At 54.7% G+C, this 23501-nt stretch carries 24 protein-coding genes and 1 pseudogene; 10 read left to right on the forward strand and 15 right to left on the reverse strand.

Annotated features, from left to right (window positions below):
* Window positions 1–121 precede the first annotated feature (121 nt).
* Window positions 122–2968, forward strand: coding sequence for a class I adenylate cyclase (locus ACYZTX_RS28795; RefSeq protein WP_462036852.1), 2847 nt, complete (start codon window positions 122–124; stop codon window positions 2966–2968).
* Between the two features lie 6 nt (window positions 2969–2974).
* On the opposite strand, the gene rnk is transcribed toward ACYZTX_RS28795, so the two are convergent.
* The 3 genes from rnk to cyaY form a co-directional block, all read right to left on the reverse strand.
* Window positions 2975–3385: a nucleoside diphosphate kinase regulator gene (gene rnk, locus ACYZTX_RS28800; protein WP_462036853.1), complete on the reverse strand. Its 411-nt coding sequence runs from the start codon at window positions 3383–3385 to the stop codon at window positions 2975–2977.
* Window positions 3386–3511: 126 nt separating this feature from the next.
* Window positions 3512–3736 (reverse strand): DUF1289 domain-containing protein, encoded by a 225-nt coding sequence (locus tag ACYZTX_RS28805; RefSeq protein WP_462036854.1) that lies wholly within the window; start codon window positions 3734–3736, stop codon window positions 3512–3514.
* Between the two features lie 4 nt (window positions 3737–3740).
* The gene (gene cyaY / locus ACYZTX_RS28810; RefSeq protein WP_462036855.1) at window positions 3741–4073 is read right to left on the reverse strand and encodes an iron donor protein CyaY; all 333 of its coding nucleotides are present in this window, start codon (window positions 4071–4073) and stop codon (window positions 3741–3743) included.
* Window positions 4074–4380: 307 nt separating this feature from the next.
* On the opposite strand from cyaY, the gene lptM reads away from it, so the two are divergent.
* From lptM to ACYZTX_RS28840, 6 genes are read left to right on the forward strand one after another with little or no spacing between them, the layout of a single operon-like run.
* On the forward strand, window positions 4381–4563 hold the full coding sequence (gene lptM / locus ACYZTX_RS28815) for an LPS translocon maturation chaperone LptM (protein WP_462036856.1): 183 nt from the start codon (window positions 4381–4383) through the stop codon (window positions 4561–4563).
* Between the two features lie 12 nt (window positions 4564–4575).
* Window positions 4576–5823 carry a diaminopimelate decarboxylase gene (gene lysA, locus ACYZTX_RS28820; protein ID WP_462036857.1) on the forward strand — a complete coding sequence of 416 codons (1248 nt, stop codon included), beginning with the start codon at window positions 4576–4578 and terminating at the stop codon, window positions 5821–5823.
* 4 nt (window positions 5824–5827) lie between these two features.
* A complete protein-coding gene (dapF, locus tag ACYZTX_RS28825; RefSeq protein WP_462036858.1) occupies window positions 5828–6658 on the forward strand; it encodes a diaminopimelate epimerase in 831 nt (276 codons plus the stop codon).
* A gap of 13 nt (window positions 6659–6671) precedes the next feature.
* The gene (locus ACYZTX_RS28830; RefSeq protein ID WP_462036859.1) at window positions 6672–7397 is read left to right on the forward strand and encodes a DUF484 family protein; all 726 of its coding nucleotides are present in this window, start codon (window positions 6672–6674) and stop codon (window positions 7395–7397) included.
* Between the two features lie 2 nt (window positions 7398–7399).
* Entirely contained in the window at window positions 7400–8299 is a 900-nt protein-coding gene (gene xerC, locus ACYZTX_RS28835) for a tyrosine recombinase XerC (RefSeq protein ID WP_462036860.1), read from the forward strand.
* Complete coding sequence (locus ACYZTX_RS28840) at window positions 8296–8997, forward strand: HAD family hydrolase (RefSeq protein WP_462036861.1); 702 nt, start codon at window positions 8296–8298, stop codon at window positions 8995–8997. The genes xerC and ACYZTX_RS28840 overlap by 4 nt, the downstream gene beginning before the upstream one ends.
* Before the next feature lie 162 nt (window positions 8998–9159).
* Here ACYZTX_RS28840 and sutA read toward each other — a convergent pair whose 3' ends face one another.
* From sutA to glnK, 4 genes are all read right to left on the reverse strand, one after another.
* Entirely contained in the window at window positions 9160–9480 is a 321-nt protein-coding gene (sutA, locus tag ACYZTX_RS28845; protein ID WP_462036862.1) for a transcriptional regulator SutA, read from the reverse strand.
* A 102-nt stretch (window positions 9481–9582) separates the two neighbouring features.
* Window positions 9583–10008: a secondary thiamine-phosphate synthase enzyme YjbQ gene (locus ACYZTX_RS28850; RefSeq protein ID WP_462036863.1), complete on the reverse strand. Its 426-nt coding sequence runs from the start codon at window positions 10006–10008 to the stop codon at window positions 9583–9585.
* A 215-nt stretch (window positions 10009–10223) separates the two neighbouring features.
* Complete coding sequence (locus ACYZTX_RS28855; protein WP_462036864.1) at window positions 10224–11561, reverse strand: ammonium transporter; 1338 nt, start codon at window positions 11559–11561, stop codon at window positions 10224–10226.
* A 35-nt stretch (window positions 11562–11596) separates the two neighbouring features.
* Window positions 11597–11935, reverse strand: a complete 339-nt coding sequence (gene glnK, locus ACYZTX_RS28860; RefSeq protein WP_002555808.1) for a P-II family nitrogen regulator — start codon at window positions 11933–11935, stop codon at window positions 11597–11599.
* A gap of 419 nt (window positions 11936–12354) precedes the next feature.
* On the opposite strand from glnK, the gene ACYZTX_RS28865 reads away from it, so the two are divergent.
* On the forward strand, window positions 12355–12615 hold the full coding sequence (locus ACYZTX_RS28865; RefSeq protein ID WP_008076132.1) for an accessory factor UbiK family protein: 261 nt from the start codon (window positions 12355–12357) through the stop codon (window positions 12613–12615).
* Window positions 12616–12692: 77 nt separating this feature from the next.
* On the opposite strand, the gene ACYZTX_RS28870 is transcribed toward ACYZTX_RS28865, so the two are convergent.
* From ACYZTX_RS28870 to ACYZTX_RS28905, 8 genes are all read right to left on the reverse strand, one after another.
* A complete protein-coding gene (locus tag ACYZTX_RS28870; RefSeq protein WP_462036865.1) occupies window positions 12693–13664 on the reverse strand; it encodes a LysR family transcriptional regulator in 972 nt (323 codons plus the stop codon).
* A 205-nt stretch (window positions 13665–13869) separates the two neighbouring features.
* Window positions 13870–14724 (reverse strand): EamA family transporter, encoded by an 855-nt coding sequence (locus ACYZTX_RS28875; RefSeq protein WP_462037127.1) that lies wholly within the window; start codon window positions 14722–14724, stop codon window positions 13870–13872.
* Between the two features lie 95 nt (window positions 14725–14819).
* On the reverse strand, window positions 14820–16070 hold the full coding sequence (locus ACYZTX_RS28880) for a cation:proton antiporter domain-containing protein (RefSeq protein ID WP_462036866.1): 1251 nt from the start codon (window positions 16068–16070) through the stop codon (window positions 14820–14822).
* Window positions 16071–16154: 84 nt separating this feature from the next.
* Window positions 16155–17390: an ATP-grasp domain-containing protein gene (locus tag ACYZTX_RS28885; protein ID WP_462036867.1), complete on the reverse strand. Its 1236-nt coding sequence runs from the start codon at window positions 17388–17390 to the stop codon at window positions 16155–16157.
* A complete protein-coding gene (locus tag ACYZTX_RS28890) occupies window positions 17390–18262 on the reverse strand; it encodes an iron-containing redox enzyme family protein (RefSeq protein ID WP_462036868.1) in 873 nt (290 codons plus the stop codon). The genes ACYZTX_RS28885 and ACYZTX_RS28890 overlap by 1 nt, the downstream gene beginning before the upstream one ends.
* Window positions 18263–18273: 11 nt before the next feature.
* Entirely contained in the window at window positions 18274–18717 is a 444-nt protein-coding gene (locus tag ACYZTX_RS28895) for a DUF3291 domain-containing protein (RefSeq protein ID WP_462036869.1), read from the reverse strand.
* Window positions 18718–19176, reverse strand: a complete 459-nt coding sequence (locus ACYZTX_RS28900) for a VOC family protein (protein ID WP_462036870.1) — start codon at window positions 19174–19176, stop codon at window positions 18718–18720.
* Between the two features lie 22 nt (window positions 19177–19198).
* Window positions 19199–19948 (reverse strand): HalD/BesD family halogenase, encoded by a 750-nt coding sequence (locus ACYZTX_RS28905; protein WP_462036871.1) that lies wholly within the window; start codon window positions 19946–19948, stop codon window positions 19199–19201.
* Window positions 19949–20240: 292 nt separating this feature from the next.
* Between ACYZTX_RS28905 and ACYZTX_RS28910 the strand changes: the two are divergent.
* A pseudogene (locus ACYZTX_RS28910) lies at window positions 20241–21149 on the forward strand (YifB family Mg chelatase-like AAA ATPase); the annotation flags it as partial.
* Between the two features lie 743 nt (window positions 21150–21892).
* On the forward strand, window positions 21893–23500 hold the full coding sequence (locus ACYZTX_RS28915) for a hypothetical protein (protein WP_462036872.1): 1608 nt from the start codon (window positions 21893–21895) through the stop codon (window positions 23498–23500).
* The last annotated feature ends 1 nt before the right edge of the window (window position 23501 follow it).

The raw sequence follows: 23501 nt of genomic DNA on the forward strand, positions 1-23501 counted from the left end.
GCGATAAAAATCTGACGCCAGAAAAACAAAATCAGCTTAAAAGTCCCAGGGCCGAAGCGCTAAACTGCTTCTCATCCTGAGACCTCCCACGTCCGAGCCCCGCGAGCCGGTTTGAGCTGACATGACCCGCACCCATGAAATCCGCCCCGATCTGGACGAGGGAATCGACCGCAAGGTTCTCAGCCAACTGCGCGCACGTTTTCTGAAGCTCCACGAAGGCCGTTTGGCGCGCGCCATGGAAGGGTTGTCGACTCGCCAGCAAGCGGTTCTGACCCTGTTGCCGCTGTTTTTCCATGTCAATCATCCGCTGTTGCCGGGATACGTTTCGGGCGGTACGCCAGCCGGGCTGTCGAATTACGAACCAGACGCCAACGCCCTCGCCGAAGCCCAACGCCTGACTCGCTCGTTTTCCTATAAACCCCGCCATGGCCGCAATCCGCCGCGACCGATTCACGGCCTGTTCCTGATGGGCAGTCTTGGCACCCTGGCCCAGGCCGATCAGAGCGACATGGACGTGTGGGTCTGTCACGGACCGGACTTGAGCGAAAACGAGCTCATTGAGCTGCGCAAAAAATGCCAGCTCCTCGAAATCTGGGCCGCCAGCCAGGGCGCCGAGGCGCATTTCTTCCTGATCGACCCGACCCGTTTCGTACGCGGCGAACGTGATACGCAACTGAGCTCGGAAGACTGCGGCACCACCCAGCACTATCTGCTGCTGGACGAGTTTTATCGCACCGCGATCTGGCTGGCCGGCCGCACACCCATCTGGTGGCTGGTGCCCGTCTACGAAGAGGCAAGCTACGACCGATACACCCACACGCTGATGTCCAAGCGCTTCATCCGTGCCGACGAAACCCTGGACTTGGGGCATCTGGCCTATATCCCACCCGGTGAGTTCATCGGTGCAGGGCTCTGGCAGTTGTTCAAGGGCATCGAATCGCCTTATAAATCGGTGCTAAAACTACTGCTGACCGAGGTCTATGCCAGCGAACACCCCAAGGTCCATTGCCTGAGCCTGCGCTTCAAGCAAGCGGTGTTTGCCAATCGGCTCGACCTTGATGAGCTGGACCCGTACGTCGTGGTCTACCGGCGCATCGAGGAATACCTCATCGCCCGTGGCGAACCGGAGCGGCTGGAGCTGGTACGCCGGGCGTTGTACCTGAAGGTCAATCGCAAACTCACCGGCAGCAGCAGCCGCACTCAGAGCTGGCAGCGTTCGTTGCTCAAACGCCTGGCCCACGAATGGCACTGGGATCATCGTCAATTGGCTTTGCTCGATAGCCGCAGCCAGTGGAAAGTCCGTCAGGTTGGTTCGGAACGCCGGGCCTTGGTCAACGAGCTGAATTACAGCTACCGCTTTCTGACCCAATTCGCCCGCACCGAACAGACCGTCAGCCTGATCAACAAACGCGACCTCAACATTCTGGGTCGACGACTGTACGCGGCGTTCGAGCGTAAGGCCGACAAGGTCGAGTTCATCAACCCTGGCATCGCCCCGGACTTGGCAGAAGACACCCTCACGCTGGTGCAAGCGCCGAATAAAAAAGAACCGGGTCAACCCCAGTGGGGTTTGTACAACGGCAGCCTGACAGCCCTCGAGTGGGAGCATTTCGCACCGATCAAACGCAGCCGCCAATTGCTGGAACTGCTGACCTGGTGTCACCGCAATGGCGTGATCGACAGCAGCACTCGCCTGGCCTTGCATCCCGGCAACAGCGACCTGAGCGAGTTCGAACTGTTCAACCTGCTCGGCAGCCTGCAACAGAGCATCGCACTGCCGCTGACGACCGTCGCCGAAGAACCGTTACTGCGCGCCAGTGTGCCGAGCGAAGTGCTGATACTGGTGAACGTCGGTGTCGACCCACTCAAGCACCACCGCGACCTGAACATCCTGATGACCACCGAGCGCACCGATTCCCTGAGCTACGCCGGCGTTCGGGAAAACCTGGTGCTGACGCTGGATCAGGTCACGCTCAATAGTTGGAACGAAGTGCTGGTCAGCCGATTCAACGGCCCCCACGCGCTGCTCGACTGCGTGCGCGATTACCTCAATAACTTGCCCGGCGGGCTACAACAACCCACGTTGCGCGTGCGTTGCTTCTGCCACAACCGCGCACAGTTCATCGCCCGGCGGGTCGAAGAAATCCTCGACACCGCGCAGAACCTGCTGTTGAGCAAACTCAATCATCGCTACCTGATTCAGGTCCAGCAGCACTACCACGCACTGGAACTGGTACCCGGCCAGGTCAATCATGTTGCCCTCGCCACGCTGCCGGCGCTGGTCGATTATCTGGGTAAAGAGCTGGCAAGCTACAGCCCGCTGCACCTGGACCCGATGGCACTGGAAGATCACGACCTGGCGCTGGTCCTGCCGATGGGTCAGCCCGACTGCATTCAGGTGTTCTACCGGATCAATGAATACCACGCCGACCTGTACGTACTGGATGAACTCAATGCCCTGTGGCAGCAGCGTTTGCCTTACCACGACGAGCAAAGCCTGCTGGTGCCATTGCAACGGTTCCTGCAATCGCTCCAGTACCGGCGCGACGCTTTGCTGCCGATGGACGTCGCCCAGCCGGTGAGCCTGGACACCTTGTATTACCAACTGCTGCCCTCCGGCCCCGTACGGGCACGCCGGGTCGAAGCCCGGCCAGCGCCGCAAACCCCGGTCAACAAACCGTTCTACGACGTGCAGGCGATTGTCGGCAAAGCCGCACCGGGACAGGCGCAGGTCACGTTGTATTGCAATCAGCGGGAGTTTTCAGAGTTGGAGCATGGCGACCAACTGTTCAGCGTGGTCGCCCGGGAAATCGTCGAGCAACGCAGTGAAGCCGAACGCTATCGCTGCTACATCACCGACCTGGACCTGTCGGGCCTGCTCGGTGATGGGCAGAACTCCAGCAATTTGTATTTGCGCTACAAGGCCGACCTGGAGCGCGCATTAAACGAGGCGCTCGAGCAGGTCTGATGGATTTTATTCCGGGAAGTGGCCGCCCCCGGCTGGCTGCGATTCGACTTCCAGCAGAGTCAGTTTGAGGGTCTTGCCGCCCGGAGCCGGCCAGTCGATGTGCTGACCCACCTTAAGGCCGAGCAAGGCACTGCCCACTGGCGCCAGAATGGAAATCTTGCCTTCATCGGCATTGGCATCCTTCGGGTAAACCAGTGTCAGGTGATAGTCCTTGCCGCTGATTTCTTCACGGCAATGCACACGGGAGTTCATGGTCACGACATCGGCTGGCACCTCTTCGTGACCGACCAGGGTATCGGCGCGGTCCAGTTCGGTTTGCAGCGCGATAACGCCCGGCAGCGTGTCATCCAGGCTGTCGATCAGGCGTTCCAGACGTTGAACGTCCAGACGGGTAAGGGTGATTGAAGGTGCGGTCATGATTTGGGCAGACTCCTTTCTTCTGCACAGAAAAAGCAAAACCCCGCCAGAAAAAGGCGGGGTTTTCACGAGCCTCGATGGGTTGAGGCGTACCCGGACACTATCACAGCTCAATAAATATACAAGTCAGGGCCCGCAGACCTGTTTGCGCAGTGCGGCCTGGGTGCAGATGACACGACGCCGGTCGTCATCGGCCGAGCGCCATTCGCGGATGTCTTCGACGTGGCGAAAACACCCAAGGCAGACCTTTTGCTCATCCAGCCGACACACACCGCTGCAAGGCGAAGGCACCGCCGGGCTGACATTGCTGTAAAGCGGTTTGGGCGGACGAACGGGCGCAGGCTGCGTCACGACCTCACAGACCTTCGAAATCGAGTTCGACGCCAGCTTGCTGCTTGACGATGCGCTCAAGCATCTCGCCCAATTGCTCTTCGCTCTTGTCGCACATCCAGCGCTCGCTCTCTTCGTCGTAATCGAAGTGGAACCCGCCGGACACCGCCGCCAGCCATAACTGCCGCAGCGGCTCCTGACGACTGAAGATCAACTGGCTGCCATTTTCGAACTTGACGGTGAGCACACCGGCCGAACTCTCCAGATCAATGTCCAGGTCACTTTCATCAAAAACATCCTCCAGCGTCTGCTGGGTGGCATCGACCAGATCGTGGAAACGGGCTTCAGTCAAACTCATTGCGGGAACCTCAAAAAGTGTCTACTCACGCTCAAGCGCCGCAAGATACGGGCGAGCCCCGGTGATTGCAAAGGATAACGACCAAGCACCACTTTGTGGGAGCGAGCCTGCTCGCGAAGAGGCCAGCACATTCAGCATCGTTATTGGCTGACACACCGTCCTCGCGAGCAGGCTCGCTCCCACAAGGATTGCACGATACCGACCGGACTCGTGCGAAGCCCCGCCGGACGGGAGCCCCGTCGCATAGGCAAGCTGCCGGGTGGCCGGTATACTCCGGCGCAATTAACGTATTTTCAAGGATTTCGCCATGAAGCGCCTGATCTCTTCCTTTGCTGCGCTCGCTTCGCTCGTCGCTTTTGCCAGCTTATTATCGGCTTGTGGTCAAAAAGGCCCGCTGTACCTGCCTGACGATTCTCAGGATCCTGCCGAGCAGGCCCAGTCCTCGCAAAAGCAGCCGTCGAAAGCACACAAGCACGACGTCTACCAATAATAAGGGAACGCCATGGACGCTTTTAACTACCGTGACGGCGAGCTGTTCGCGGAAGGTGTTGCCCTGTCCGCCATCGCCGAACGCTTTGGCACACCGACATACGTCTACTCCCGTGCGCACATCGAAGCCCAGTACCTGGCTTATGCCGATGCGCTCGTCGGCATGCCGCACCTGGTCTGCTTTGCGGTCAAGGCCAACTCCAACCTGGGTGTACTGAATGTCCTGGCGCGTCTGGGCGCCGGTTTCGACATCGTCTCCCGTGGTGAGCTGGAACGCGTACTGGCCGCTGGCGGCAGCGCCGACAAGATCGTGTTCTCCGGTGTCGGCAAGACCCGTGACGACATGCGTCGCGCGTTGGAAGTCGGCGTGCACTGCTTCAATGTCGAATCCTCCGATGAGCTGGAACGCCTGCAAGTCGTCGCCGCCGAGCTGGGTGTTCGTGCGCCGATCTCGCTGCGCGTGAACCCGGACGTCGACGCCGGTACCCACCCGTACATTTCCACCGGTCTTAAAGAGAACAAGTTCGGCATCGCCATCGCCGACGCCGAAGACGTGTACATCCGCGCCGCCCAACTGCCTAACCTGGAAGTCGTCGGCGTCGATTGCCACATCGGATCGCAACTGACCACCCTGGCGCCATTCATCGATGCCCTCGACCGCCTTCTGGGCCTGGTCGACCGCCTCGGCGATTGCGGCATTTACCTGCGCCATATCGATCTCGGTGGTGGCCTGGGCGTGCGTTATCGCGATGAAGAGCCGCCATTGGCTGCCGACTACATCAAAGCCGTGCGCGAGCGTCTCGACGGTCGTGACCTGGCGCTGGTGTTCGAGCCGGGCCGCTTTATCGTCGCCAACGCCGGCGTGCTGCTGACCCAGGTCGAGTACCTCAAGCACACCGAACACAAAGACTTCGCCATCGTCGACGCGGCCATGAACGACCTGATCCGCCCGGCGCTGTACCAGGCCTGGATGGACGTCACCGCCGTGCGCCCGCGCACTACCGCTGCCCGTGCCTACGACATCGTCGGGCCGATCTGCGAGACCGGCGACTTCCTGGCCAAGGACCGTCAGTTGGCCCTGGAAGAAGGCGATCTGCTGGCCGTGCATTCGGCCGGTGCGTATGGGTTTGTCATGAGTTCCAACTACAACACCCGCGGTCGTGCCGCTGAAGTGTTGGTGGACGGTGATCAGGCATTTGAAGTGCGTCGCCGTGAGACGGTAGCCGAGTTGTTTGCTGGCGAAAGCCTGCTGCCGGAGTAATACCATGCTGCTGCGTTTTACCAAGATGCACGGCTTGGGCAATGACTTCATGGTCCTCGACCTGGTCAGCCAGCATGCGCACATCCTGCCCAAACACGCCAAGCAATGGGGCGATCGGCATACGGGTATCGGTTTCGACCAGTTGCTGATCGTCGAAGCGCCAAGCAACCCGGACGTGGATTTCCGCTATCGGATCTTCAACGCCGACGGCTCCGAAGTGGAACAGTGCGGCAACGGTGCGCGCTGCTTCGCGCGCTTCGTGCTCGACAAGCGCTTGACCGCGAAACGGCTGATCCGCGTCGAGACCAAAAGCGGCATCATCGAACTGGATATTCGCAGCGACGGGCAGATCGGTGTCAACATGGGCGCACCGCGCCTGGTACCGGCCGACATTCCGTTCGACGCGCCGGAACAGGCCCTGAGTTATCAGGTTGACGTCGACGGCACTGCGGTCGAACTGGCCGCCGTGTCCATGGGCAACCCCCATGCCGTGCTGCGGGTCAGCGATATCAACAACGCACCGGTGCGTGAACTGGGGCCGAAAATCGAAAACCATCCGCGCTTCCCGGCACGGGTCAATGTCGGTTTTCTCCAGGTCATCGACCGCAACCGTGCGCAGTTGCGCGTCTGGGAACGCGGGGCCGGGGAAACCCAGGCGTGCGGAACCGGCGCTTGCGCTGCCGCAGTGGCCGCGATCAGCCAGGGGTGGATGGATTCGCCGCTATTGATCGACCTGCCCGGCGGGCGTTTGTCCATTGAATGGGCAGGCCCTGGCCAACCGGTGATGATGACCGGCCCGGCAGTCCGCGTATATGAAGGACAAGTGCGTCTTTGAGTGAGCTAAATCCATGACCGACAAGCCCCAGGTTCCCGCCCTACAGCCCGACGAATCCCCTTCCGAAAGCCTCGAGGCGGCGGCGATTGCCGCGTACCTGGAGGCTCATCCGGATTTCTTCGTCGAGCATGAAGAACTGCTCGCGACCTTGCGCATTCCGCACCAGCGCGGCGACACCATTTCGCTGGTCGAGCGCCAGATGACCATCCTGCGCGACCGCAATATCGAGTTGCGTCATCGCCTCTCGCACTTGATGGACGTGGCCCGCGACAACGACCGTCTCTTCGACAAGACCCGCCGCCTGATTCTCGCGCTGATGGACGCCACCAGCCTGGAAGATGTGGTGATCAGCGTTGAAGACAGTCTGCGCCAGGATTTCCAGGTGCCCTTCGTCAGCCTGATTCTGCTGGGTGACAATCCCATGCCGGTGGGCCGCTGGGTGACCCATGCCGACGCGCAAACGGCCATCGGCGGCTTGCTCTCGGAAGACAAAAGCGTCAGCGGCAGCCTGCGTGAACACGAACTGGACTTCCTGTTTGGCGAAGAACAGCGCAAGCAGATTGGTTCCACCGCCGTCGTCGCCATCAGCTATCAAGGCATCCACGGCGTCCTGGCCATCGCCAGCCGCGACCCGCAGCATTACAAGAGCTCGGTGGGCACGCTGTTCCTAAGCTATATCGCCGAAGTGATGGGCCGCGTGCTGCCGCGGGTCAACAGTTCCCTGCGCTCGGTACGCTGACCATGGAACGGCAACTGGACGCTTACTGCGAACACTTGCGCAGTGAGCGACAGGTGTCGCCCCATACGCTGTACGCCTACCGCCGCGACCTCGACAAAGTGCTGGGCTGGTGCGTCAAACAGAACATCAGCAGTTGGTCGGCCCTGGATATCCAGCGCCTGCGCAGCCTGATCGCACGCCTGCATTCACAGGGTCAATCGTCTCGCAGCCTGGCGCGGCTGTTGTCGGCAGTGCGTGGGCTCTATCACTACCTCAACCGCGAAGGCCTTTGCGACCACGACCCGGCTAACGGCCTGGCGCCGCCGAAGGGCGAACGTCGGCTGCCAAAAACCCTCGACACCGACCGCGCACTGCAACTGCTTGAGGGCGCGGTGGAAGATGATTTCCTGGCGCGTCGGGATCAGGCGATTCTGGAGCTGTTCTATTCCTCGGGTTTGCGCCTTTCGGAACTGACCGGGCTCAATCTTGATCAGTTGGACTTGGCCGACGGCATGGTTCAAGTGCTCGGCAAGGGCAGCAAGACCCGACTGCTGCCGGTCGGCAAGAAAGCACGCGAAGCGCTGGAGTTGTGGCTGCCGCTTCGGGCCATGACCAACCCGGCGGACGACGCAGTGTTTGTCAGCCAGCAAGGCCGGCGCCTCGGCCCACGGGCAATTCAGCTGCGAGTTAAAGCCGCTGGCGAGCGCGAGCTGGGACAGAACCTGCATCCGCACATGCTGCGGCACTCCTTCGCCAGCCATTTGCTGGAGTCTTCCCAGGACTTGCGGGCGGTTCAGGAGTTGCTCGGCCACTCGGACATCAAAACCACCCAGATCTATACCCACCTGGACTTCCAGCACCTGGCGACGGTTTACGACAGTGCCCATCCAAGGGCCAAACGCATCAAAGGCGATGAGTCATGAGAATCCAATTGATCACCTTCGACCTCGACGACACCCTGTGGGACACCGCCCCGGTGATCGTCAGCGCCGAAGCCGTATTGCGTGAATGGCTGACCGAACATGCACCAAATCTGGGCGCCGTGCCGGTAGAGCATTTGTGGGCAATTCGCGAGCGGATCCTCAGCAGCGAACCCAACCTCAAGCACCGCATCAGCGCTCTGCGCCGCCGAGTCTTGTTCCACGCGCTGGAAGAGGCCGGTTACGAGCAGGGTCAGGCATCGGACCTGGCTGATCAGAGTTTTGAGGTGTTTCTGCATGCCCGGCATCAGCTGGAAATCTTCCCGGAGGTGCAACCGACCCTCGAAACTCTGGCCAATCACTACGCCCTCGGCGTGGTCACCAACGGCAATGCAGATGTGCGCCGGTTAGGGCTGGCGGATTACTTCAAATTTGCGTTGTGCGCCGAAGACATCGGCATCGGCAAGCCGGATGCGCGACTGTTTCATGAGGCGTTGCAACGGGGTGGTGCGACGGCTGAGACGGCCGTGCATATCGGCGATCATCCGGGTGACGACATCGCCGGTGCGCAACAGGCCGGGTTGCGGGCGATCTGGTTCAACCCCGCGGGCAAGGTGTGGGAAGGTGAGAAAGCACCGGATGCCGAGATTCGTAGTCTGAGCGAGTTGCCAGCGTTGTTGGCTCGGTGGAATACAGTTTAGTTTTGAGATGATCTCGAAAAGATCGCAGCCTTCGGCAGCTCCTACAGGTGTACACCATCAATAATGTAGGCGCTGCCGAAGGCTGCGATCTTTTGATTTTGTTTCACCCATGAAAAAGCCCGCAGCGACGGCGGGCTTTTTCAGCAAGCAAGCTGCAGACGCTTAGATAGGCCGGCTGCCGTACTTGTTGTCAGGCTTCTTGGGAGGATCGGCGACCACATTGGCCTCCACTTCCTGCACCCTCCCGCCCTTGGCCAGGAACTCTTCCATGGCCCGCGCCAGAGCATCACGCTCCTTGTTTTTCGCTTCGACGCTCGGCAGCTCGTCGACCGATACCGCTGCCTTGGCTTTGCCTTTGGCGGTCGGAACGGGCGCTTCACCGCCATCGTCGTCAGCAACGTCTTCCGCTGCTGTTTCCAGACCTTCTTCGGTTTCGTCGTCGCCTACTTCGAGGTCGTCGTTTTCCAGATCATCGTCGCTCATGTTCTACCTCATGACTTGCGAAAAGCAGATTAGTTATAGCCCAGCTTCGCCGTCTGTCGAAGGCCGCTGGAAAAAATTCTACAACCGCCGGCAACCAACGGTTTATGCCCCTTCACCGTAAACGGTGGCGAGGACTTTACGGGCACCGCCATTATCACGGTGCTCGCCCAGATAAACGCCTTGCCAGGTTCCCAGCGCCAGTCGGCCTGCCGAAATCGGCAAACTGAGCTGACAGCCAAGTACGCTGGCCTTGAAGTGCGCCGGGAGGTCGTCCAGGCCTTCGTCGTTATGCTCATAGCCGTCTGTTCCTTGTGGGATCAGACGATTGAAAAATCGTTCGAAGTCGCGACGTACCGCCGGATCGGCGTTCTCGTTGATGGTCAACGACGCCGAGGTATGCTGCAGCCACAAATGCAAAAGACCGACCCGACATGCCTTGAGTTCAGGCAGGCCGGCGAGTAACTCGTCCGTTACCAGATGAAAGCCCCGGGGCCTCGCCCGCAGGGTAATCAGAGTCTGTTGCCACATACAGTTCTCCGCACGTTCGGGGCGCATTCTAGCGCGCTCTGGGAAAAAACAAAGGCCCTAATATTCCTTCAATCATGTAAGCCATTGGCCGCAGAAAAACGCTCGTCGTAAACGCCACTAAACGTGTACGAAAAAACCTTTCAGCAGTTCCTTCACAGACAAACTCCAGACAAAAAAATGCCCGGCAAGCCGGGCAAGTTTTTTTGTGCGCGTACTTACAAGTTGTAGCCGCGTTCGTTGTGCAGTGCCAGATCGATACCGACCGCCTCTTCTTCCTCAGTGATACGCAGACCCATGACGGCGTCCAGGACCTTGAGGATGATGTAGGTGACGATCGCGGTGTAGATCACCGTGAAGCCCACGCCTTTCATCTGAATCCAGACTTGTGCACCGATGTCGGTGACGGTGCCGAAGCCACCCAGGGCCGGAGCGGCGAAGACACCGGTCAGGATCGCGCCGAGGATACCGCCGATGCCGTGCACACCGAAGGCGTCCAGGGAATCGTCATACCCGAGCTTGCGTTTCAGGGTAGTGGCGCAGAAGAAGCACACCACGCCCGCTGCCAGGCCGATGACCAGAGCGCCCATCGGGCCTACGGTGCCAGCGGCTGGTGTGATTGCAACCAGACCGGCCACAACACCCGAAGCGATACCCAGAGCACTTGGTTTGCCGTGAGTGACCCACTCGGCGAACATCCAACCCAATGCAGCAGCGGCGGTTGCGATCTGGGTCACCAGCATCGCCATACCGGCAGTGCCGTTGGCCGCAGCAGCGGAACCGGCGTTGAAGCCAAACCAGCCAACCCACAGCATTGCAGCACCCATCAGGGTGTAACCGAGGTTGTGCGGAGCCATCGGGGTCGTCGGGAAGCCTTTGCGCTTGCCCAGTACCAGGCAGGCAATCAGACCGGCAACACCGGCGTTGATATGCACCACGGTGCCGCCGGCGAAGTCCAGCACGCCCCAGTCCCACATCAGGCCGCCGTTGCCGGACCAGACCATGTGCGCGATCGGTGCATAAACCAGGGTGAACCAGATGCCCATGAAGATCAGCATGGCGGAGAACTTCATCCGCTCAGCGAAAGCACCGACGATCAGAGCTGGGGTGATGATGGCGAAGGTCATCTGGAAGGTGATGAACACCGCTTCAGGGAACAATGCCGCAGGGCCGGTCAGGCTCGATGGCGTGACACCGGCGAGGAATGCCTTGCCCATGCCGCCGAAGAACGAGTTGAAGTTGACGACGCCCTGTTCCATGCCGGTGGTGTCGAACGCGATGCTGTAGCCATAAATGACCCACAGAATGCTGATCAGACCGGTAATGGCAAAGCACTGCATCATCACGGAAAGAATGTTTTTGGAGCGAACCATGCCGCCGTAGAACAGCGCGAGGCCGGGAATGGTCATAAACAGCACGAGGGCTGTCGAGGTCATCATCCAGGCGGTGTCGCCGGAGTTGAGGACTGGGGCCGCCACTTCGTCTGCCGCCATAGCCAGGCTGGGCATTACGAGGGACAACAGGGCTCCTAGCCCTGCGAATTTACGCAGAGTCATATTGTTTTCTCCTGGGGCGTTGGGTGTGTGGCGGCTTAGATTGCGTCGGTATCGGTTTCGCCGGTACGGATGCGAATCGCCTGTTCCAGATTGACCACGAAGATCTTGCCGTCACCGATTTTGCCGGTGTTGGCAGCCTTGGTTATCGCCTCGATAACCCGGTCAAGATCCTTGTCGTCAATGGCGACATCGATCTTCACCTTTGGCAGGAAATCGACCACGTATTCCGCGCCGCGATACAGCTCGGTGTGACCCTTCTGCCGACCGAAGCCTTTGACTTCAGTAACGGTAATGCCCTGCACGCCAATCTCGGACAGCGACTCGCGTACGTCGTCCAGTTTGAACGGCTTGATGATGGCAGTGACTAGCTTCATGAAAACTCTCTCCCGAATTTGGTGGACTTGCCCCAGGAAAACAAACCCGGCTCAAGTCTAAGCGCAGTGCCTGGCTTTGTAACGCATCGTCGGCCTTACCTGCCCGTCCGACGCCTGCTAACCACACCGCACGAAACACTTCCCCCGTTCCGCTTGGCGCACTGCATTCGTCACAGCGACTGTATCAGTGCATGGGTCACTACCAACTAAGCAGAAAGCTTGCCATCTCGCCAAAACCCACTGATTTCAAGCCCTTGGCCGCTGCCGCAAGTTACTTCGAGCAAATGGCTTGACTGATACGCACAACAACAGTGCATTGCCGTCCGTCCGCATGCGCGAAAAGCGTGCACCCCTGACGGCGAGATTGACTATAGACACTGCGTGATACACTGCCCGCCATTGTTGACAGGACATTTCCCATGCTCGCACCCAAAGACTTCCTCGATGCCCTGAGCGGCACCGCCTCCCGCCTCTTCAGCGGCGACACCCCACTGCCGAAAAGCGAAATCGAAAGCCAGTTCAAGGCCCTGTTGCAGAGCGGCTTCAGCAAGCTGGATCTTGTGAGCCGGGAAGAGTTTGATAGCCAGATGGTCGTGCTTGCACGCACCCGGGCACGGTTGGAAAGTCTTGAGGCGAAGGTTGCGGAGTTGGAAGCGAAGCTGAACCCGCCTGCCGAGTAACATGATTCCCCGCGCGCAGCACGCAGCGCGGGGCAATGCCGCAATAAAGAGCGATATTCAAGCTGAGGGCATGTTGCTTAGCTAACGCAATAGAGTTTGGCGAGCAGATAGTCGACCATGACTTTCAGTTTTTGCGAACCGTGCTTGTTTGGTTGATACAGCAACCATGCCATACCTTGTGAAGCACCTACGTAATCCCAACTTGGCAGCACGGCATGCAAGCGCATCTCTTTGATAGCCTGATCCGCAACAGCAACCGGCAGGCAAGCGACGCCGAGATTACTCAACGTGGCCTCCAGAACGGCTTCGCTGTCGTTCGAGCAATAACGACCCTTCACGCTGATCTGAAACTTCTCCGCACCGTTTTTAAATTCCCACTTCTCTCCAGCAGAGTCCTCAGACATGACAATGCAACTGTGCGTCGCCAGGTCAGAGGGGTGCAACGGCACACCGAACTCAGCAATATAGTCGGGCGATGCACATAAGGTATAACCGACCTTGAACAACTTCCGCCCGATCAAACCCAGTGGCGGAGAATCGGTAATTCTGATACTGAGATCGATCTCGCTGGAGATGAGATTGATCTCCGAATTATCAAATATGAACTGAACATTGATATCGGGATATTTACGCAGGAACTCGGGAATCAGTTGATTGCAGATGTTATTCATCATTTTCGGCGCGCTGACCCTGATCAATCCTTGCGGTCTCACCAGTTCATCTTTTAACTCAAACACTCTGGAAGATGAGTGCAACAACGCCTTGCAATGTGAATATATCTTTGCGCCGTCCTCATTGACTTTCAGCTGTCGCGTACTGCGTTCTAACAAGCGTAATGACAGTGCTCGCTCTAATTTGGATATCTGCCGACTCACGGCTGAGGCCGACACTCCCAACTTAGTAGAGGCATCAATAAAACTACCCGTCTCTACAACGACTGCAAAAGCGGCCATGTAAGGTAGTATTTCAATATGACCTTTGTGCATATAGTTATTCTCAATCCTTCGGGAAGCTGTTTTATTATCTGCGGACTGAAACGGGTTAGACACTCGTGATCAGCCATAACTATAGACAGTGGACGATTATCTTGAATCGACGCTACGTTTGACAGCGTGCCCTGAAGGCCGCGGTCTTTATTAATTAAGGCTTAAGCCCCTCACAGGCTAACAACAAGAGGATCAAGCCTTACGAGGAATAAATGATGAGTTCAGCGGCTCAGTCACTATGCGCAAACGTTTGCTTTTTTGAAACCACTCAATGAAACAGATGAAGAATGATCGCACCCAGGAGCACCAGAACAATACCCGCCACTTGGATCTTGCCAAGCCGCTCTTTGAAAAACAGATAACCCAACACTGCGGCAATACCTCCTGACAAGGTGCTGATGACCGTCACCACTGATACCGAACCGTTAATGGCCCCAAACGAAAACGCCGAGAACCCACCAAGGTTCAATAAACTGGCACTTGTGAGCGTACCAAGGCTTTTTACCGACGGTAGCTTCAGCCCCGACTCCACCCTTAAAACCAGGAGAAACAAGACAAACAGTCCAACGGCATAACCCAGCCACAACATGGTTATTGGGCCTAATGTGGGTAGTGTGTACTTACCTTGAATCCAGAAACTTGCGCCATACAACAACGCTGCGAGCAATCCATAGACAATGGACACTTTGTTTTGTCGCTTCACCTTTCCATCCGCATTATCGTGGGCGCTTGTCAGCAGTACCCCCGTCACACACACCGCGATTCCGACGAATTGGCTAAGTACAATAATATCGCCGCTTGCCCACGCAAATGCAGTCGTGAACACTCCATAGGATGTCACCAGCGGTGCAACAATCGCGGCCTTGCCCAATGCGAAGGCTTTGGACAGTGCGAGAGCACCTGCGACTGTAAAAATCGCGGCAAGGGCACCAAGGAGCCAAACTTGCAACGGCGCCGACATGGACTTGATGAGATAGACCGGGTAGAGCAGCAGGAGAGCGCTCATCAAAACAAAACCCAGCGCCTGGCCAAAAAATACCGCTCGTTTTACGCCAACCGCCCGTGCATTTAAACCGACGAGAAAGTCAGTTCCGCCCCAAAACAATGCAGCAACTAATCCCATCAATATGTCCAAAATCATCTTCCCTTTTTTTTGGATCCATTTTTGTTTTCGCCCGCAAAATAGACTGGATCCAATAAAAAAGTCAAACATTTTTATTAACCATCACTAACTGTAGATATAACCCGTATTCGCGACGAACGTTGCATCCACATATTCAATAGTGGCATGGTCATGACGGTGGACAGTAATGCAAGAACTAGTAGTACACTATAAGTAGTCGCTGACAAAATACCTAACTCAAGACCAATGCTCAGCACTACCAATTCAACCAGCCCCTTCGTGTTCATTAACACGCCCACTTCCAGGGCTGTTGCGGAAGGCAGACCGCATACTCTTGCGCCCCAATACGTACCGCCAATCTTTCCAAGAAAACCGCCGACAACAAACAGTCCCAGCCACCCCCAGACACTGCTCTCGGAAAAAGAACCAAACGACGCTTGAAGTCCAGAGTAAGCAAAAAATAAAGGCGTCAAAAACGTACCGGAGAAACGTCCAATTACGTTTTCCCAGTTAAGTTGCAGGCCCGGTACTTTGCAGAAGACGTACGCAGCCACTATGGCTCCAATGGCTTGGTGAAAGCCAAGTCTTGCGGTTATTTCTGCGCTGATCAAACAGTAGCAGAACGCAATGGATAATTGGACGCTGATTCCGCCAGTCGAGGTCATGAGGCGCCAATTCAATATCAGCGGCCGTACCATATAAAAGGACAACAAGAAGAATCCGATCAGCAATAGCGTCTTGATCAAGGAGTCGAGAAGGTCCGTCGCCCCCATCGAGTGGAAGGCAACCAGAAGCGCCACACCTAGCCAGGCAAATACATCGGTGTAGATCGCGGAAGACAGTGCATATGAAGCGGCGTCAGCGCTGATGTTCCTGGCGTCGGCAATGATCCGCACTAATACCGGTAGCGCCGTGACCGAAAGTGCCAGGCCACAGAACAGTGTGTACGACCAGAGCGCCTTGTCTGGAGCCAAATCCTTTTTTGAAAGGACCGCAATCACGCAACCGATCACAAATGATGAAAGCATGCCAAAGAGCGCGATCGTAATTGGCGCGAACTTCGCTGCAGTTCCCTCGCCGGAGCGTTGAGCAGGCATGTGCCAGGCAATTTCAAACATCAAAAGCACCAACCCAAGCTCCGCCAGCACTTTCAAGTTACGCAGCGATTCGGTGAAAAACAAAAACTCGGAAAAACTCGGGAAAAGCGCTCCTAATACGGAAGGTCCCAACAAAATACCCGCAGTGATTTCACCTATGACGCGGCTCTGACCGAGTTTTTCCGCCATCCGGCCGAGCAATATGGAAACAGCCAGAATCAGACAGACTTGAAGCATCCAATGCGACATGAACTTCTCCTGTAAACGATCGCTACAACCTGGTTTGTCCGGCGCACAACAAGCACGCGGCTGCCCGAGGCAACCGCTCTCGTATCAGGAATAATGCAGCCGCAATGTTTCGTGGACGAATCTCGAATGCTCCGCGAGCACTTTTGGATCCTCGTGGACGAGGTAAACAAACCCCCACGTAGATAGGAAGTCCTGGGTGTCCTCGATGTACTCTCCTTCCTTTACCAATAGGGCCAGATCGTGCACGGAGGACAGTTTAGCGACGGCTTCCAATCCCGTTATCGACTTGATTTCACCAGGCTGAGTATTGATCAGGCAGCAAATACAAAAGTGCTTTGAATAGTCGACATCAGCCAAATGATCCATCTCCCGCCCCAGAAAAATATCCAGGTTCAGGCTGTAGCAGTTCAGGCCAGTACACGCTTCTACCAGTGAAGGCACATTCGCACCGGGTAGCCGCCCGTTCTGTTCAATGATGAAGTGGCCTTTATCATTGATTTTGAACTCGATATCGTTAATTCCGAAGTCGGCCTCCAACGCCTCGTTCACCTGGCTGATATAGGCAAAAGCCTCTATCGCCTTTTCATTCAGGGGCGGAAGGGATCGTATGTTTTTATAGATGCTGGGGTTGTTACCGACGCTGATTTTTTCGTATTCCGCGAAGCACAGAATCTTCTTTTTCTTGTTTTTTCCAAAATTTGCCGTAGCGATAAAATACTCAGGACCTTCGATAAACGCCTCAATAAGTGCACCACGCTCCTCCTCCACATGCCCTTCATTGGCGGATTCAATCGCTGCCAGCGCCTTGTAGACGTCAGAGCGATCATTGCAAACCTTGACGTTCTTGCTGCCCGTGCCCTGACTTGGCTTGACCACTGCGGGGTACGCCAGCGACGCCAATTCACCGCTGAGCATTTGATCAAGTGACACCTCCACCGATTGCGTTGCGGGAACTCCCTGCAGTCGAAGTCGTTGCTTCATCGCGTACTTGTTGGCTCTCGCTTGCCGCGTCGCGACCGGATTGCCGACCAGCGCAAAATGCTGCGCAAGTTGGTCAGTGAACTTGAGTGCCGAATCTGAACCCGGAATGATGGCCTTGACGTTAAGGCTGGAAAGTTTCTCCACCGCCTCATCAAAACTGTATGCCTTGATGGATTGGTTGAACTCTTCACAACTGTGCAAACGATCAAGCATCCCAGGGAACCTGTCGCGCGTGGTCAGGGCGATAGAGTGAAAGCCCTTCTCGCCGATTTCACGGCCATAACGGCGACCGGAACTCACTGGGTCAATAACCACGATAGAGGCTGCTGGCGTCATCATCAGATTCCCCGCATGGCGTCATACATGTATCGGTAGTAACGAACGGCGACGTTGTAGCGAATCATCACACCCATGGCCAGTTCCTGAATAACCTCGGCCCCACCCTTGGAATAGTGCTGCAGCACGGTATCGAACCAAGCCTCACTGTGATGGGTATCAATACCGATATGCGCCTTATGGTATGCAATCACTTCCTTGGGTTGTTCGAGACGCTCCAGCGCTTGGGTGGTGGCACCAAAACGTGTCGGCGCAGACCCCTCAACCAAGCCCATCGCCCCAATCAAACGCATGTTGTATTCGCGGCGCACGGCCCACATCAGAAGAATGTTGCCATTCATCAAACATTCTTTTGGCGGAATCTCGGGAGTAATGTTTTTTTGCGCCAATACATTGCGCATATAAGCTGAAGAGGTTTTGAACATGGAGGTGTGAACAAAGTCGAAATTACCGTTACCCATTTCGTCCCAGTAATTTTCACCCGCGACCATTTTGCAATTGATCGGCATACCCAACTGCACGACAGCCATCAAGTCATCGAAAGAGCCGTCGACCATTTCTTCCATGCAGATGTAATAAGCTACTTGCTCAAGCGTCGCGCTGTTTTTCATGTAATCGACAAAAAAGTCGATATCTTCGTTGATCTTCTTTTCGCAATCCAGATACCAAGTCAGAAAATCTTCTCGAGTTGTTGGTAATTCACGCAGGTCAACTTTTGCCTCTTCTGCACGACTCCAATCATCTTCGATGCTCTCTACGCTCTCCCGCCGAGAATGGAGAAACTTACCCTGGCCCACCAGCGCAGCCGGATCATTCAAGAAATCGCGATAATAGTCAGCCATAAATTGCTGACCTTCTCGTTGTTCAAAATCCATTTTCAGTTTCCTCAGTAAATAACGATTGGCAGTGCACTGGACTTGAGGTCAAACGCCTGATGGGAAGGCCCGAGTTCATAAAGGATCTGCATCTTTTGATGCGCCTCACTCAGTGTTGGAATATGCCCCTCATCCACCCACCACATCACGACTCGTGGCTTGGTGATCGGTATAAACCATTCACCACCTCGTTTTCTAAACTCGTTATGGGGTGTCTTGTACAAAAAGTCCTTTAATGCCTCGGGGCTTTTCCATAATGAAAGCGTGTAGAGATATCCCTCTCCCCATAACTCATCCAGGAGTGCCTGATCTTCATTCAATTCACGCCAGATGAATCCTGGGTGTTGTTCTGCAAGATTGTTGACGTATCGAACAGACTCATAAAATCCGGTCATGAGAGGGTTGTCTTTTCGATAACGCGGTTGCACAAGATCAAACTGCGCCAAGACTGCCATTCAATTGTGATCCCACATCTGAACTTCAATAATGTTTCGATCAGGGTCTCGCACATACACAAACGTGCAGACCCCGACGCCGTCGATTACCTGACTGACTAGTTTTCCAAGCATCCAGCCACCTGCCCTTATTACTTTCGAACAGGTATCGTCCATATTCGAAACTTCGAATGCCAGGTGAGTCAGGCCTTTTGAATTGGCGTAAGCCACTTCTCGCTCTCGAGTTTCGACATACTGGAATATCTCCAGGGTAGGCCCCTCAGGGCCGTAACCCGGCAGTTGCAAATGCACACCTTCGAGCTGGGCATTTTCAACGCCCGTACCCCCGGAAACATTGATTCCTGACAAATACCTTACGGGCCCTACCTGTTCGCAACCAAACACATCTGAATAAAATCTGGCGATCTTTTTCCAATCAGACGCAATGAGATTAGTGTGGGTATATTTAACTGTATTCATTATCAGCAGTCCGACTTCGTGATCAATCGCGAAAAACGAAAGTCTCGTGCTCAACATGACGATCAACGTCGCGAGCGCGTTCCCATGTTGTATTCAGAATGATTCGTTGAACATCTTGAGTCAGTGGTTTTACTCGGTGCAACGTAGTATCTGCCTTGAGCAAATAGACATCACCGGTCATGTGAAAATAGGAATCGATGGTATTTTCTACCAGCAAGTTTTCAATTCTGGAGTTCTTTTTATCCCAATTGGTATGCGGGACACACTCGAGCAAACCGCCGCTCTCAATGCTCGGAGCCTCGACTATCCAGATAATGGTGTAAGGGTAATCACCCCAATGCCAGCCATGGGTATCGCCCGATTTGTGCTGGCTGTTGATAATATAGTTATCCCACTTCCAAGGCGTCGGTATTACCTCTTCCTTGACGATATTGGCAATCAGGCTCATCAGGTATTTCGAGTTATAAGCCAGGGAAATGTACTTGCCGAATTCCTCGATATTGTCTCGACTTACGTTACTCAAATAGCGTGGTGTATTACCCGTTGACTCGATCAGGAAATCACGGCGTTTGGCGTGATTAGCCATGAGGAACTTCACGTCAGCCATGATTGAATCGCGAACTAAAGGATCAACCAAATGATTTATTTTCAAATAGCCGTCGCGGGCAAATCGATGTTGCTCCCAGAAAAAGTCGCGCTCCTTGTAAGGATCACTGTCAAGAATTTCCAAATGCGATTGATCAACATCCATAACATCCAGGTTCGCAGACATCACTAATTCCTTTACGTTAGTTGGCAACATTAACAATTTGTTGCAGCGCCAATGATCCTATCCAGCTTTCGAAGTGGGATAAACACGAGCAGCGGAACTACTGTCGTTCGTGAAATGAAGTAATAAAACTCGCAGGCCAATGGCCAGCGCCGATGCTGGTCGTATAAATTGCAAAAACTGATTAGCAACATCCTGAGGTATATCCAGCTATCGAATTACCAGCGAACCGACAACCTCGACCTATGCTTTTTAAACCGCAGGAAGCGGTTCCCGTAAAGCTCAAGGAACGACAATGTCCCTCTCCATCGTCCACAGCCGCGCCCAGATTGGTGTGGATGCGCCTGCCGTTACCGTAGAAGTCCATTTGGCCAACGGCTTGCCATCGCTGACCATGGTCGGTTTGCCCGAAACGGCCGTGAAGGAAAGCAAGGACCGGGTGCGTAGCGCGATCATCAATTCCGGGCTGCAATTCCCGGCGCGGCGCATCACGTTGAATCTCGCCCCAGCGGATTTGCCGAAGGACGGTGGACGATTCGATTTGGCGATTGCCCTGGGAATTCTGTCCGCCAGCGTCCAGGTGCCGACGTTGACGCTGGATGACATTGAATGCCTCGGAGAATTGGCACTGTCAGGCGCGGTACGTGCGGTGAGAGGCGTGTTACCAGCTGCGCTAGCAGCACGCAAGGCCGGGCGTTCGCTGATGGTGCCGCGGGCGAATGCCGAGGAGGCGTGCCTGGCGTCGGGGTTGAAGGTGTTTGCCGTGGATCACCTGCTGGAAGCCGTTGCGCACTTCAACGGACATACGCCGGTCGAACCCTACGTTTCCAACGGGTTGCTCTACGCCAGCAAACCCTATCCGGACCTGAATGAAGTCCAGGGACAACTTTCGGCCAAACGCGCATTGCTGATTGCGGCGGCGGGCGCTCATAACCTTCTGTTCAGCGGACCACCCGGGACCGGGAAAACGCTGTTGGCGAGTCGTTTGCCGGGGCTGCTTCCTCCTTTGGCCGAAAACGAGGCGCTGGAAGTCGCAGCCATTCAATCCGTCACCAGTTGCGTGCCCTTGAGCCACTGGCCGCAAAGACCATTCCGCCAGCCCCATCACTCGGCCTCCGGCCCGGCGTTGGTGGGCGGTGGTTCAAAGCCGCAACCCGGTGAAATCACCCTCGCCCACCATGGCGTTCTGTTCCTTGATGAACTCGTATTTTGACTTTTTTAGGCGCGTTGTCAAAAATCGGATAAACCCATGTTTTCAAAGGAATCACATTGGAAATCCGTACCTACTCGCCTTTGCCAACATTCTCAAATGGCGTCCATTATCACCACTATCCCTACGAGAGGCTGCGGTCAGAGCATCTGAAGGCGTTCACCGCCGCAGCAAGGGACGTCAAGTGGGCGTCACAATCTGTCGTGCAGCGAACGGTCAAGGGATTTGAGTGTTACCTTCAGATAACGGCGCAGCCGCCCGTCCCGCAATCGTCTGCCCAATTCCGAAGTTTGGTCGAAGGCTTTCTCGGCTTTTTGTACTCCGAAGCACATGTCCAGGCCTCACAAAAGACAAGGAATGATCGAGCAAATTTTTTCATCTGCGCGATCCCCTTCTTTGGATCAAAATACAAGCGAACTATTTTCAGTTTCTCTCTAGCGCCAAAAGCCGTAGCTTCTTATGAAGAAATGTTTAGGAGCTTTGAACTAGATTTCGACAAGGTCGAATACTGGCGTGGATGGCCAATATCAACCACTTCCGGTGGTCTATCCTATCTACCATTATGGGGATTCTGTAGAAAGATTGGACTTCAGTTCACAAAAAAATTATACGCCGAGACCCATCTGTATCTGTCTGGCAGGCGGTATCGAGGTATACCATGCCTACTACAACTAGGAGATTTCTTAGAGAACCAGCCTATAGAAATAACACCATCACAACTTAGGTCTGATGTGTTCATGGCTGATTTCTGGGATAGGTTCGTTAAGCACTATGTCAACACTATGTATGCCGATGGGAAAGGCATGCAACTTAACACAATTGCGTCTGCTTGGAATATTCAATTTAAAGCTTTCATTAACAGCCAACTCGTTCCAGCTGGCTTGCTAAGTTCAGGCTACTGCGGACTTCCGGTGTTACCTAAAAAACTGTATAGAAATAGCTCTACAAGAGTCAGCAGAGCTTCTGATGAAACCCTTGTCCACACCAAACTCATCCACGACATTCCACTGGAGATAACCGACGAAGCAGCAATATATTGCATATTTGATAAATTAAATAGTTCTATGGCAGCACTACAACAATGGGCTCACTGCGAGATAGCAGACCTTGAAGCTCGGTACAAACGTCGAAAATTTGCAGCACCAAATGGAAAGATAAGATGGATTAATGACATCGGTACAAACCAATATGGTCGTGAGAAAAGCATATGGATGCGCAATCGTCAAAACCCTGAGCACTATGCAAATTCGTCGGCGAACTTAGAAAACCACTCATATCAATATGTAATGGATAAATGCAAGCAGATATTCCCCACTCCGCTCGATTTGACAGCTCACGACCTTGGCCTTGCAACGACGGGATCTCTATACCCGCACTGTGTGCTGCTAACAATCCTACATCCAAAAATAACACCTGGCTTCCTTTATGAATTAGAGATATTTGACGAAAACGGCAAGCAAATAGGCTTCAACAAAACAGACCATGGTCATCAACTTGTTGGCTATAAATTCAGGGCTGGTAGACGCGAAGCTGAACAGGTCATCGAACTGACGGAAAACGGGGCATACATTGTACAGCAGATTATTAATATAACAGCTTATGGAAGAGAGCATTTAAGACTTACAGGGAATGATAGTTACAGATATCTATTCCTATCTGCTGTCAGAAGCTTCGGTCAATTCCAGAGACCTAAGCTAGCATCATGCACTACGTCTCCAAAAATGTTGGAAAAAATTGTCCAAGGCTTAAAAAAATATGCGCACCTAAGCCATGAAGAAGCAATTACCCTAGCCCCCCGTGCAAATCTTTCAACTGTGCGAGCGACAGCTGGGGTGCTGGTTTATTTAAAGACGAAAAGCACTCAGGATATGTCAAAAGCACTAGGGCATAAAAAGTATGACCCACAATTGTTATCTCGTTATCTACCTGCCGTAATTTGGGATTTTTTTCAAGAGCGTTGGATCCGAATTTTCCAAGCAGGAATAATTCTCGAAGCTATGCAGGATCGCCCCAATAAGATTCATGCTTCTGGTTTTAATAGCCTTGATCAAGTCGAAAAGTTTTTGTTCAATCATGCGATCAAGTTGCCGCCTGAACCGTTAGATAATGTAGATACTACTGTAGGCTCTGAAAGCTCAATACTTATAGGGTTAAATGAAGGGATTTTCACAGAGCTACTGAAAATCAAGAATAATCAGTACCCATCAGCAAGCGAAACAAAATCGAATCTTTGGATTGTCCTCAGCTCGAAAATCATAGACCACGTCGAGTTAAATTTGGCAGATCGACCGGATATACAGTCGGCATTGAGGAACGCCAAAACAATTATGGAGTCCACATACTGAC

The organism is Pseudomonas sp. MDT1-17, from assembly GCF_054898105.1.

What these genes read in the sequence shown, in the direction of transcription:
- ACYZTX_RS28795 (WP_462036852.1), top strand. Translation starts at nt 122, where the DNA reads ATGACCCGCACCCATGAAATCCGCCCCGATCTGGACGAGGGAATCGAC.
- rnk (WP_462036853.1), bottom strand. Translation starts at nt 3,385, where the DNA reads ATGACCGCACCTTCAATCACCCTTACCCGTCTGGACGTTCAACGTCTG.
- cyaY (WP_462036855.1), bottom strand. Translation starts at nt 4,073, where the DNA reads ATGAGTTTGACTGAAGCCCGTTTCCACGATCTGGTCGATGCCACCCAG.
- lptM (WP_462036856.1), top strand. Translation starts at nt 4,381, where the DNA reads ATGAAGCGCCTGATCTCTTCCTTTGCTGCGCTCGCTTCGCTCGTCGCT.
- lysA (WP_462036857.1), top strand. Translation starts at nt 4,576, where the DNA reads ATGGACGCTTTTAACTACCGTGACGGCGAGCTGTTCGCGGAAGGTGTT.
- dapF (WP_462036858.1), top strand. Translation starts at nt 5,828, where the DNA reads ATGCTGCTGCGTTTTACCAAGATGCACGGCTTGGGCAATGACTTCATG.
- ACYZTX_RS28830 (WP_462036859.1), top strand. Translation starts at nt 6,672, where the DNA reads ATGACCGACAAGCCCCAGGTTCCCGCCCTACAGCCCGACGAATCCCCT.
- xerC (WP_462036860.1), top strand. Translation starts at nt 7,400, where the DNA reads ATGGAACGGCAACTGGACGCTTACTGCGAACACTTGCGCAGTGAGCGA.
- ACYZTX_RS28840 (WP_462036861.1), top strand. Translation starts at nt 8,296, where the DNA reads ATGAGAATCCAATTGATCACCTTCGACCTCGACGACACCCTGTGGGAC.
- sutA (WP_462036862.1), bottom strand. Translation starts at nt 9,480, where the DNA reads ATGAGCGACGATGATCTGGAAAACGACGACCTCGAAGTAGGCGACGAC.
- ACYZTX_RS28850 (WP_462036863.1), bottom strand. Translation starts at nt 10,008, where the DNA reads ATGTGGCAACAGACTCTGATTACCCTGCGGGCGAGGCCCCGGGGCTTT.
- ACYZTX_RS28855 (WP_462036864.1), bottom strand. Translation starts at nt 11,561, where the DNA reads ATGACTCTGCGTAAATTCGCAGGGCTAGGAGCCCTGTTGTCCCTCGTA.
- glnK (WP_002555808.1), bottom strand. Translation starts at nt 11,935, where the DNA reads ATGAAGCTAGTCACTGCCATCATCAAGCCGTTCAAACTGGACGACGTA.
- ACYZTX_RS28865 (WP_008076132.1), top strand. Translation starts at nt 12,355, where the DNA reads ATGCTCGCACCCAAAGACTTCCTCGATGCCCTGAGCGGCACCGCCTCC.
- ACYZTX_RS28875 (WP_462037127.1), bottom strand. Translation starts at nt 14,724, where the DNA reads ATGGGATTAGTTGCTGCATTGTTTTGGGGCGGAACTGACTTTCTCGTC.
- ACYZTX_RS28880 (WP_462036866.1), bottom strand. Translation starts at nt 16,070, where the DNA reads ATGTCGCATTGGATGCTTCAAGTCTGTCTGATTCTGGCTGTTTCCATA.
- ACYZTX_RS28885 (WP_462036867.1), bottom strand. Translation starts at nt 17,390, where the DNA reads ATGATGACGCCAGCAGCCTCTATCGTGGTTATTGACCCAGTGAGTTCC.
- ACYZTX_RS28890 (WP_462036868.1), bottom strand. Translation starts at nt 18,262, where the DNA reads ATGGATTTTGAACAACGAGAAGGTCAGCAATTTATGGCTGACTATTAT.
- ACYZTX_RS28895 (WP_462036869.1), bottom strand. Translation starts at nt 18,717, where the DNA reads ATGGCAGTCTTGGCGCAGTTTGATCTTGTGCAACCGCGTTATCGAAAA.
- ACYZTX_RS28900 (WP_462036870.1), bottom strand. Translation starts at nt 19,176, where the DNA reads ATGAATACAGTTAAATATACCCACACTAATCTCATTGCGTCTGATTGG.
- ACYZTX_RS28905 (WP_462036871.1), bottom strand. Translation starts at nt 19,948, where the DNA reads ATGTCTGCGAACCTGGATGTTATGGATGTTGATCAATCGCATTTGGAA.
- ACYZTX_RS28915 (WP_462036872.1), top strand. Translation starts at nt 21,893, where the DNA reads ATGGCTGATTTCTGGGATAGGTTCGTTAAGCACTATGTCAACACTATG.